8 protein-coding genes and 1 riboswitch are annotated in these 10951 nt (G+C 70.4%); of the genes, 6 read left to right on the forward strand and 2 right to left on the reverse strand.

The features are described 5' to 3' along the window. Nucleotides 1–349 precede the first annotated feature (349 nt). Together G5C60_RS46720 and G5C60_RS46725 are read right to left on the reverse strand one after the other, a co-directional pair. The gene (locus G5C60_RS46720; RefSeq protein ID WP_165269712.1) at nt 350–1477 is read right to left on the reverse strand and encodes an alpha/beta fold hydrolase; all 1128 of its coding nucleotides are present in this window, start codon (nt 1475–1477) and stop codon (nt 350–352) included. Nucleotides 1478–1670: 193 nt separating this feature from the next. Continuing rightward, complete coding sequence (locus G5C60_RS46725; protein WP_165269714.1) at nt 1671–2378, reverse strand: class II aldolase/adducin family protein; 708 nt, start codon at nt 2376–2378, stop codon at nt 1671–1673. A gap of 196 nt (nt 2379–2574) precedes the next feature. Between G5C60_RS46725 and G5C60_RS46730 the strand changes: the two genes are divergently transcribed. The 6 genes from G5C60_RS46730 to cobN all read left to right on the forward strand — a co-directional run. Next, nucleotides 2575–3336, forward strand: coding sequence for a lysozyme (locus G5C60_RS46730; RefSeq protein ID WP_165269716.1), 762 nt, complete (start codon nt 2575–2577; stop codon nt 3334–3336). Between the two features lie 191 nt (nt 3337–3527). Next, nucleotides 3528–4766 (forward strand): inorganic phosphate transporter, encoded by a 1239-nt coding sequence (locus tag G5C60_RS46735; RefSeq protein ID WP_165269718.1) that lies wholly within the window; start codon nt 3528–3530, stop codon nt 4764–4766. 14 nt (nt 4767–4780) lie between these two features. Continuing rightward, the gene (locus tag G5C60_RS46740; protein WP_165269720.1) at nt 4781–5002 is read left to right on the forward strand and encodes a hypothetical protein; all 222 of its coding nucleotides are present in this window, start codon (nt 4781–4783) and stop codon (nt 5000–5002) included. A gap of 128 nt (nt 5003–5130) precedes the next feature. Beyond that, nucleotides 5131–5271: riboswitch (cobalamin riboswitch) on the forward strand. Nucleotides 5272–5381: 110 nt separating this feature from the next. Next, the gene (locus G5C60_RS46745; protein ID WP_165269722.1) at nt 5382–6368 is read left to right on the forward strand and encodes a cobalamin biosynthesis protein; all 987 of its coding nucleotides are present in this window, start codon (nt 5382–5384) and stop codon (nt 6366–6368) included. Continuing rightward, complete coding sequence (locus tag G5C60_RS46750; RefSeq protein ID WP_165269724.1) at nt 6365–7873, forward strand: cobyric acid synthase; 1509 nt, start codon at nt 6365–6367, stop codon at nt 7871–7873. The genes G5C60_RS46745 and G5C60_RS46750 overlap by 4 nt, the downstream gene beginning before the upstream one ends. Continuing rightward, the coding region (gene cobN / locus G5C60_RS46755; RefSeq protein ID WP_165269726.1) for a cobaltochelatase subunit CobN at nt 7870–10951 on the forward strand (3082 nt) is incomplete at its 3' end. The genes G5C60_RS46750 and cobN, both read left to right, overlap by 4 nt.

Raw genomic sequence — 10951 nt, forward strand, 5'->3', positions numbered from 1 at the left:
GGGGGCGGCGGCCAGGGGTCGTGAGCGGACGAGACGGAGCCTGGAGTCGCGCGGGATACGGGACGTCACGGGGGCAGTCTTCCGGTTGACGGTCCGAAAACCCAAACGGAATGTCACTCGGGGCGACAGGGGTGGCCAACGCACCGGGGTTGACGGGCGCTCGTAGAGGGTGAACCACCAGGTGGTTCGGGGTTAAACGGAAGCCATGGAGCAAGGATGACAAGGACGAGCGGAACCGGGCCGGAGGGACTGCATCAGCACGGTCCAGAGGAGAGCTGCATCAGCTGGGTCCGGAGGGGCTGCGTCCGCAGTATCCAGAAGGGGCTGCATCAGCGGGGTCCGGAGGGGGCTACATCAGCGGGATGAGGAAGCGGCGCAGGGCCTCTTCGTAACGGGTCGGGTCGGCATTCCACATGGCGCCGTGCGGGGCGTTCCGGACGGTGTGCAGGGTGACCAGGTCGGGGCGGCGGTCGGCGAGGCGGCGGGAGTGTGCCCAGGGGGCGACCGTGTCGTCCGGGCCGTGCAGGACGAGGACCGGCACCTTGAGCAGGTCGGGGTCGGCCGCGCCCTGGATCCGGTCGGCGCCCAGGCCCGTGCGGCCCTGGGCGGCGCGGACGGCCAGCGGCAGCAGGGCGCCGGGGGTGCGGCGGGCCGCGGCGAGGGCGCGCAGCGTGTCCTGCCAGCTGAGGACGGGTGAGTCCAGCACGAGCCCGGAGATCCGGTCGCGCAGCGCGGAGTGCGCGGCGGCGCGCACGGCCATGGTGGCGCCGGTGGACCAGCCGTGCAGGACGACGTGTTCGGCGCCGGAGCGCACGGCGTACCGGATCGCCGCGTCGAGGTCGGGCCACTCGGTTTCGCCCAGATGGCAGAGGCCGTCCGGGGAGCGGGGTGCGCCGAGGTCGCCGCGGTAGGCGAGGTCGAGGACGGGGAAGCGGAGGCGGTGCAGCAACTCCATGACGTTCATGGGGTGTTCGCGCGTGGCGCCCAGACCGTGCACGGTGATCACCCAGGTCTCGCGGGCGCCGGGCACGAACCAGGCGGGCAGGGTGCCGAGTTCACCGGGGATGTCGACGTCGGTGTGGTCGAGGCCGAGCGCTGTGCTCGGGTCGCCGATGTGCACGTTCGGGGTGAACCACACCTTGTCGCCGGGTTCCAGCGTGCCGTGGGTGACGCGTTCCAGTCGGCGTACGACCGTGTCGGCGGGGTGCGGGGCGGCGTCCAGGACCGCACCGACGACGGCGTGACCCGCGTTGCCGCTCAGGCCGTACATGCCCGGTCGCTGGGAGGCCAGGGCGCGGGTGAGCGTGATGCGGCCCGCGGCCGTGGCGTGCACGGTGAGCCGGGGTTCGGTGGGCAGCGGTTTGCCCGGCGGCGCCTTCAGGGCGGCGTCGCTCGCGAAGCGGCCGGCCGCCACGGTGGCGGCGCCGGCGGCTATGGCGGCGGTGACGGCCGCGGCCGTCACTTTCACGGTGCGCACGAGTCCAGTCTCCTGACCGAGCCCGCTGTCGGCCAGCCGAAGGGGCTGCCCAAAGGGCGACCAGGCGCTCGGCGGGAAGCGCAGTACGAAGGTGCGGGCCGTCTGTGGCTGGTCGCGCAGTTCCCCGCGCCCCTTAAGGGGCGCGGTACCGCACCGGACTTGGCCAAGGCCGCTTAGTGCGGGCGAAGAAGCGTTACGGCTGGCCGTACCCCTTCAACCGCTCCCCCACCTCCGCCACCTGTTCGCGGCTCAGCAACGAAGGCGAATGGCCCGGAAGCGACGACGCCGTCAGCCACAGACGGCACATCCACTCCAACTGGGCCGTGCGGTCGTAGGCCTGGAGGAGGGTGGTGCCGTAGGTGAGGGTGCCGTGGTTCTGGAGAAGGCAGGCCGTGCGGTCCCGCAGCGCATGGAGCATGTTCTCGGCCAACTTTTCCGTGCCATAGGTCGCGTAGGGGGCGACACGGACGGGGCCGCCGAGCGCGGCGGCCATGTAGTGGATGAGCGGCAGCTCGGGGACGAGCGTCGAGACGGCCGTGGCGTGCACGGCGTGCGTGTGGACGACGGCGCGGGCGTCGGTGGCGCGGTAGACCGCCAGATGCATGGGCAGTTCGCTGGTCGGAACGAGTGAACCGAGCACCTGCCGGCCGTCGAGACCGACCCCGCAGACGTCCTCGGGCCCAAGCCGGTCGTACGGAACTCCGGTCGGCGTGACCAGGACGGTGTCCCCGACCCGGACCGACACATTGCCCGACGTACCGACGACCAGACCGTCGGACACCGTCCGGCGCGCCGTCGCCACGAGGTCGCGCCACGCCCGTTCCGTCTCGTCCCGCACCTCCTGAGCGCCCTCCTCGTCCACGTCCCGCCGGCCCCCTGCGTCCCGCCGCTGTTCAGCCATGCCGCGATCCTGCCAGCCACGGCCGCCAACCCGGCGGGGGCCAGGGCACTTTAGGGCGGAACGCGCGCATCCGAAAGGGCGCAGATACGAAGGAAACGCCCGGTGGGAGGGATTGGCCGACGAGCGACGGCCTCTCGATGATCTTCCAGTAATCTCGGGGAGATTTGTCGTGCACGCCGCCATTCCGGGGGGAAATATGGCTCGTGATCGCAAACCGTCCCGTAGTCGCCAACTGTCCCTCAGTCGTCACGCCCGCTTCGCCGTGCTCTCCGTGGCGACGCTCACCCTCGGCGGAACCGCTCTCGTCGAGGTGCCGGTCTCGGCGGCCGCCAAGCCCAAAGGGCACGACGTCTCCTCGCACCAGAAGAACGTCAACTGGTCGAAGGCAAAGAGCAAAGGCGCCAAGTTCGTCTACGTGAAGGCGACCGAGTCCCACACGTACCGCAATCCGTATTACGGCCAGCAGTACAACGGCGCGCGCAACGCGGGCCTGATCCGCGGGGCGTACCACTTCGCCCTGCCGCACAAGTCGTCCGGCAAGACCCAGGCCGCGTACTTCGTGCGCAACGGAGGCAGCTGGCGGGGGGACGGCTGGACGCTGCCGCCCGCGCTCGACATCGAGTACAACCCGTACGGCAAGAAGAAGTGCTACGGCCTGAGCAAGGCCAAGATGGTCGGCTGGATCAAGTCGTTCAGCAACGAGGTGAAGCGGCAGACCGGCCGTCGCCCGGTGATCTACACCAACTACAACTGGTGGAAGACGTGCACCGGCAACAGCTCCGCGTTCGCCTCGAACCATGCGCTGTGGCTCGCCCGCTACAGCTCGTCGGCGGGATCGCTGCCCTCGGGCTGGAGGGCGTGGACGTTCTGGCAGTACGACAACGGCGGAAGCCTGCCGGGTGACCAGAATCTCTTCAACGGGTCCATGAGTCAGCTCAAGAAGTTCGCGAAGGGCTAGCGGAGCCCGAAACTCCGCCTCAGTTCGACTCCCGTGCCACCCCTGGTTCGACTCCTGTGCCGTCCCTCCGACACGCCCGGAGGGACGGCATCTCGTCTTGGTACACCCATGGGCCTGCCTGCGTTCATCTTCCGTTCACCCAGGTTGCCTACGGTCCATGTGCCACTGACGTCCAAGAGAAGACCGGGTAAATGGAAAACTTCTCGCTGATCCTCGCGATAGTGGTGGTCACCGCCCTCGCGTTCGATTTCACGAACGGTTTCCACGACACCGCCAACGCGATGGCCACCACCATCTCGACCGGCGCGATGAAGCCCAAGGTCGCGGTGGCCATGTCCGCCGTACTGAACCTTGTCGGCGCCTTCCTCTCCGTGGAGGTCGCCAACACGATCTCCAAGGGCCTGGTCGACGAAGGCGGTATACAACCCGAGGTGATCTTCGCCGCGCTCGTCGGTGCCATTCTCTGGAACCTGCTGACCTGGCTCGTCGGACTCCCGTCCAGCTCCTCGCACGCCCTCATGGGCGGCCTGATCGGCGCCACCATCGCCTCGGCGGGCGTCGGTGCGGTGCACGGCGACGTCCTCGTCACCAAGGTGCTGATCCCCGCGATCGCCGCCCCGCTGGTAGCGGGTCTGGCCGCGATGCTCGCCTCCCGGCTGACGTACAAGCTCGGCAAGAACGCGAACGGCGATGCCGCCAAGAAGGGCTACCGCTCGGGTCAGATCGCCTCCGCCGGCCTCGTCTCGCTGGCCCACGGCACGAACGACGCGCAGAAGACCATGGGCATCATCACGCTCGCCCTGGTCGCCGGCGGCGCCGTCGCCCCCGACTCCGACCCGCCGGTCTGGGTCATCCTCTCCGCAGGTCTCGCGATCGCGATGGGCACGTACCTGGGCGGCTGGCGCATCATCCGCACCATGGGCAAGGGCCTGACCGACCTCCAGCCGCAGCAGGGCTTCGCCGCTCAGACCAGCGCGGCCACGGTCATCCTGGCCTCCTCGCACCTCGGCTTCTCCCTGTCCACCACGCACTCGGTCTCCGGCTCGGTGATGGGCGCGGGCCTCGGCCGCAAGGGCGGTGTGGTCCGCTGGTCCACCGCGACCCGGATGTTCGTCGCCTGGGGCCTGACGCTTCCGGCGGCGGCCCTGGTCGCCGCGATCGCGGAGTACGTGACCTCGTTCGGCACCTGGGGCACCGCCCTCGTCGCCGTCTTCCTGATCGCCTCTAGCGCCGCGATCTGGGTGGCCTCCCGCCGCGAGGTGGTCGACCACACCAACGTCAACGACAGCGAAGAGATACCCGGCGTGGTGACCACGGCGATCGCCGCGGTGACCCCGCCCCCGGCGGGCACGGTCGCCGACGACGACAAGCTGACGGCCACCCTCGCGGAGCCGGACGCAAAGCCCGCCGCCCGCGCCGCCAAGGTCTAAGGAAAACAAGCAGCATGAAGATCGACTGGGCAGCCCTCGGCTCCGTCTTCGGAGTCAGCCTCATCGTCACCGTCGCCCTGGTGGGCCTCTTCACCCTCGGCATCGTCGGCCTCTCCAAGCGCGAGTCGTCCTCGGCCCAGGGCAACTCCGCGACCCTCGCGACCACCGGCGCCTACGCCTGCTTCGCGGCGTGCACGGCCGCGGTCGCGTACGGGATCTATCTGATCGTGGCCTGACTGATCGTGGCCTGACGGCAGCGCTTCCTCCGCAGGTGGGGGTGCGGGACGCAGCGACGTCCCGCACCCCCACCTGTCTGTGTGGGCCTTCGCACACTCTCCCTTCGCAGGTCAACAGCAAGTTGACGGGTCTTTCAACCCGTGGTGGACTGCCGGAGCCAAGTACGACGGCAGGAGAGGAAGCCGGTGTGAGTCCGGCGCGGTCCCGCCACTGTCACCGGGGAAGGAAGTCCCCGGGAGCCAGGAACTCTCACCGTCGGTCTCGTCGAACCAGGGCGCGGACACCCTGAGTGAGGACATATCGCCATGTGCGGCTGCCTGTTGCGGTTCAGTTTTCCCGGTACGAGGGTTCTGCCTGACGTAGCGACAGGCTGACCCCATGCGTGCCGATCGCGTCTTCGCGTACGGCGCCGCCGCCGGCCTCCTCGGTGACCTCCTCCTCGGCGATCCGCGCCGCGGGCATCCGGTCGCCGCGTTCGGGCGGGCCGCGGGCGCCGTGGAGCGGGTGTTGTGGCGGGACCACCGGGGGTGGGGCGCGCTGCACACCGCCGTGTGCGCCGGGGGTGCCGTCTCCCTCGCGGCCCTCGCCGCCACTTCCGTACGTACGTCCCGTACCGCCTCCGTCGCGCTGACCGCCGCCGCCACCTGGGCCGTGGTCGGCGGGACTTCGCTCGGGCGCGAGGCCCGGGCCGTCGGCGGGGCCCTCGCCGCCGGGGACATCGAGGTGGCCCGGGAGCGGCTGCCGCACCTGTGCGGGCGGGACCCGCAGGCGCTCGACGCCGACGGGATCGCCCGGGCCGTCGTCGAGTCCGTCGCGGAGAACACCTCCGACGCCGTGGTGGGGGCGCTGGTGTGGGGAGCCGCGGCAGGTGTGCCGGGGCTCGTCGGCTTCCGGGCCGTGAACACGCTGGACGCCATGGTCGGGCACAAGTCGCCCAAGTACCGGCGGTACGGGTGGGCTTCCGCGCGGCTCGACGACATGGCGGGTTGGCCGGGTGCCCGGCTGACCGCCGTGCTCGCGGCCCTCGCGGGGAGCGATCCGCGCGGGGCCGTACGCGCCTGGCGTGCCGATGCCGACCGGCACCCGAGCCCCAACGCCGGGCCGGTCGAGGCCTCGTTCGCGGGGGCGTTGGGAGTCCGCCTGGGCGGAACGCTCTCGTACGGGGGGCGCGTCGAGCACCGGCCCGTACTCAACGGCGAGGGTCGCCCGGTGGAACTGGGCGACATCGAGCGGGCCGTGCGGCTCTCGCAGCGGGTGAGCGGGCTGGCTCTCGGTGTGTGCGTCGCCGGACGGCTCCTCACGGCACGGCTCACGAGACGGCTCCTCACGCGGGGGCGTACGTCGACGAAGGGGCGTATGTCATGAGCGGCGGGCTGCTCGTCGCCGGGACCACCTCGGACGCCGGCAAGAGCGTCGTCACCGCCGGGATCTGCCGGTGGCTGGTGCGTCAGGGAGTCAAGGTCGCGCCCTTCAAGGCGCAGAACATGTCCCTCAACTCGTTCGTCACACGCGAGGGCGCCGAGATCGGGCGCGCACAGGCCATGCAGGCACAGGCCGCGCGCATCGAGCCGACGGCGCTCATGAACCCCGTACTTCTGAAGCCGGGCAGCGACCGCAGCAGCCAGGTCGTGCTCATGGGCAAGCCCGTGGGCGAGTTGAGCGCGCGTGGCTACCACGGCGGGCGGCAGGAGAAGCTGCTCGGGACCGTGCTGGAGTGTCTGGCCGAGTTGCGGGGCACGTATGACGCGGTGATCTGTGAGGGGGCGGGCAGTCCCGCCGAGATCAATCTGCGGCGGACCGACATCGTGAACATGGGGATCGCGAGGAACGCGCGGCTGCCCGTGCTCGTGGTCGGGGACATCGACCGCGGGGGTGTCTTCGCCTCGTTCTTCGGGACCGTCGCGCTGCTGTCGCGCGAGGACCAGGAACTCGTCGCCGGGTTCCTCGTCAACAAGTTCCGCGGCGATGTGTCCCTGCTCGAGCCCGGCCTCGACATGCTCCACGACCTCACCGGCCGCTCCACGTACGGCGTACTCCCCTTCCGGCACGGCCTCGGCATCGACGAGGAGGACGGGATGAGCGTGTCCCTGCGTGGGGCGGTCCGGGAATCGAACGTCACCGCACCCGTCGGCGAGGACGTCCTGCGGGTCGCCGTCTGCGCGATCCCCCTCATGTCCAACTTCACCGACGTGGACGCGCTGGCCGCCGAACCGGGTGTCGTCGTGCGGTTCGTGGACCGGCCTGAGGAACTCGCCGACGCGGATCTGGTCGTGATTCCCGGCACCCGGGGGACAGTGCGTGCCCTGGAGTGGCTCAGGGAGCGCGGACTCGCGGACGCGCTGCGGCGCCGGGCCGCCGAAGGCCGCCCCGTACTCGGCGTCTGCGGCGGCTTCCAGATCCTCGGCGAGCACATCGAGGATGACGTCGAGTCCCGTGCGGGACATGTCGAAGGGCTCGGCCTGCTCCCCCTCCGCGTGCGGTTCGCGCGCGAGAAGACCCTCACGCGGCCCGTCGGTGAAGCGCTCGGCGAGTACGTCGAGGGGTACGAGATCCACCACGGGATCGCCGAAGTCACCGGCGGAGACCCCTTCCTGGACGGCTGCCGGGTCGGCGAGGTGTGGGGCACGCACTGGCACGGCTCGCTGGAGTCGGACGGTTTCCGTCGGGCTTTCCTGCGCGAGGTGGCGGCCGCCGCGGGCCGCCGTTTCGCACCGGCCGCCGACACGTCGTTCGCCGCGCTGCGCGAGGAGCAGCTGGACCGGCTCGGCGATCTGATCGAGGAACACGCGGACACGGACGCGCTCTGGCGGCTCATCGAGTCGGGCGCTCCGTCAGAACTGCCTTTCATTCCACCGGGAGCGCCCGCATGAGCACAGTGCTGTTGTTGTCGACCGCCGATACGGATCTGCTGGCGGCCCGGGCCGCTTCCGGCGCCTCGTACCGGATCGGCAATCCGACCCGGGTGGATGTGACGGAGGAGCTGCCCGCGCTCGTCGAGGGCGCGGACATCGCCGTCGTACGACTCCTGGGGGGCAAGCGTGCCTGGGAGGACGGGCTCGCGGCCTTGAAGGCGTCGGGGATTCCGACCGTGCTGCTCGGCGGAGAGACCGTGCCCGACGCGGAGTTGATGGCCGAGTCGTCGGTGCCGGCCGGTGTCGTGGCGGAGGCGCTGCGGTACCTCGTCGAGGGCGGCCCGGAGAACCTCGCCGAGCTGGCCCGCTTCCTCTCCGACACCGTGCTGCTCACGGGCGAGGGCTTCGAAGAACCGCGGAAGATGCCCGAGTACGGCGTCCACGGCGAGCGCCCGTACCTCGACGGCCGCCCGACCGTCGGCGTCCTCTTCTACCGGGCCCACGAACTGTCCGGCAACACCGCTTTCGTGGACACCCTGTGCGACGCGATCGAGGCGCGGGGCGCCAACGCCCTTCCCGTGTACTGCGGTTCGCTGCGCGGCGCCGACGCGGGCCTGTACGAGATCCTCGGGCGGGCCGACGCGCTGGTCGCCACCGTGCTCGCGGCGGGAGGCACGCACGCCTCGCAGGCGTCGGCGGGCGGTGACGAGGAGGCCTGGGACATCGGGGCGCTGGCCGACCTCAACATCCCTGTGCTGCAAGGGCTTTGCCTCACGTCGTCGAAGCAGGCGTGGGATGAGTCCGATGCCGCCCTGTCCCCCATGGACGCGGCGATGCAGGTCGCGATCCCGGAGTTCGACGGGCGGATCGTCACCGTCCCGTTCTCCTTCAAGGAGCAGGGGCCGGACGACGTGCCGGTGTACGTCGCCGATCCTGAGCGGGCCGGACGGGTGGCCGGAATCGCCGTACGGCACGCGCAGTTGAAGCACAAGCCGAACGACGAGAAGAAGCTCGCGCTCGTCTTCACGGCGTATCCGACCAAGCACTCGCGCGTCGGGAACGCGGTGGGGCTCGATACCCCTGCTTCAGCGGTACGGGTCCTGGACGCACTGCGGGACGCGGGATACGGGGTCACCGAATACCCGTCCGGCGGCGACGAGTTGATCCACCGGCTCATCGCGGCCGGCGGTCACGACGTCGAATGGCTGACGGAGGATCAGCTGGCCGCCGCGCCGGCGCGCGTACCGCTCGCCGACTACCAGGCGTGGTTCGACAAGCTCGACCCCGCGCTGCGGGACGGGATGCTGGAGGCATGGGGCGAGCCGCCGGGCTCGTTGTACGTCGACGGCGACGACATCGTCCTTGCCTCCCTCCAGTTCGGGAACGTCGTGGTCATGATCCAGCCCCCGCGCGGCTTCGGCGAGAACCCGATCGCGATCTACCACGACCCGGACATGCCGCCGTCGCACCACTACATGGCGGCGTACCGGTGGCTGGAGACTGCGACATCGGAGGGGGGCTTCGGCGCCGACGCCATCGTGCACATGGGCAAGCACGGCACGATGGAATGGCTGCCGGGCAAGGGACTTGGGCTGTCGCGGGGGTGCGCACCGGACGCCGTGCTCGGCGACCTGCCGCTGATCTATCCCTTCATCGTCAACGACCCCGGCGAGGGCACCCAGGCCAAGCGCCGCGGGCACGCCACGGTCGTCGACCACCTGGTACCGCCGATGGCGCGGGCGGACACGTACGGGGATCTGGCGAAGCTGGAGCAACTCCTCGACGAGTACGCCCTCGTGTCCGACCTGGACCCGACGAAGGCCCCGGCCGTACGGGCCCAGATCTGGACCCTCGTCAAGGCTGCCGAACTGCACCACGACCTGCATGTGGACGATCAGCCGGACGACGACGCGTTCGACGAGTTCGTCATGCACATCGACGGCTATCTCTGCGAGATCAAGGACGTGCAGATCCGGGACGGGCTGCACATCCTGGGCGGCGGTCCGGAGGGCGAGCCACGCGTCAATCTCGTACTCGCCGTGCTGCGGGCCTCACAGGTGTGGGGCGGCGCCGCGAACGCGCTGCCGGGGCTGCGCGCCTCGTTCGCCTCTCATTTCGGCCTGGTCGAGAAGGAGTTGCTCGCCGAGCCGGGCGCGCCGATGAAGGTGCCGGCCGAGCTGACCGACCTCGTCGAGGGACCATCACGCACCGCTTCGGACGCGATCGATCTCCTGGAGATCCTGTGCCGCCGGGTCGCGGAAGGCATGGAGGAGCGCGGCTGGGACGTCACGGCCGTCCCCGGTCTCGTACGCGAGGTCGTCCGCACCAAACTCCCGGACGCTGTGGCGGTGTTGGAGTTCGCGTGCCGTGAGGTCGTGCCGCGTCTCGCCCGTACGACGGACGAGATCGACCACATCCTGCGGGCGCTGGACGGCGGTTACGTCCCGGCCGGGCCGTCGGGTTCGCCGACGCGTGGGCTCGTGAACGTCCTGCCGACCGGCCGCAACTTCTACTCGGTCGACCCCAAGGCCATTCCGTCCCGGCTGAGTTGGGAGGTCGGGCAGTCGCTTGCGGACTCGCTCGTGCAGCGGTATCTGGCCGACAACGGTGAGTACCCGAAGTCGGTCGGCCTGACGGTGTGGGGTACGTCCGCGATGCGCACGCAGGGCGATGACATCGCGGAGATCCTGGCGCTGCTGGGGTGTCGGCCGGTGTGGGACGACGCTTCGCGGCGGGTGACGGGCTTCGAGGTGGTTCCGGTGGAGGAACTGGGCCGGCCGCGGATTGACGTCACGGTCCGTATCTCCGGGTTCTTCCGGGATGCGTTCCCGCATGTGGTGGGGCTGATCGATGATGCGGTGCGGGCGGTGGCGGAGCTTGATGAGCCCGCGGACAGCAACTTCGTACGGGCGCATGTGGAGGAGGACGCCGCCGAGCATGGGGATCGGCGGCGGGCTACGGCTCGGATCTTCGGGTCCAAGCCGGGGGCTTACGGGGCGGGGTTGCTGCCGCTGATCGATGCGCGCAACTGGAGGAGCGACGCGGACCTGGCCGAGGTGTACGCGGTGTGGGGCGGTTATGCGTATGGGCGCGGGC

Origin of the sequence: Streptomyces scabichelini, assembly GCF_011045015.1 — a bacterium.
In the GTDB taxonomy this organism is placed as follows: Bacteria; Actinomycetota; Actinomycetes; order Streptomycetales; family Streptomycetaceae; genus Streptomyces; species Streptomyces scabichelini.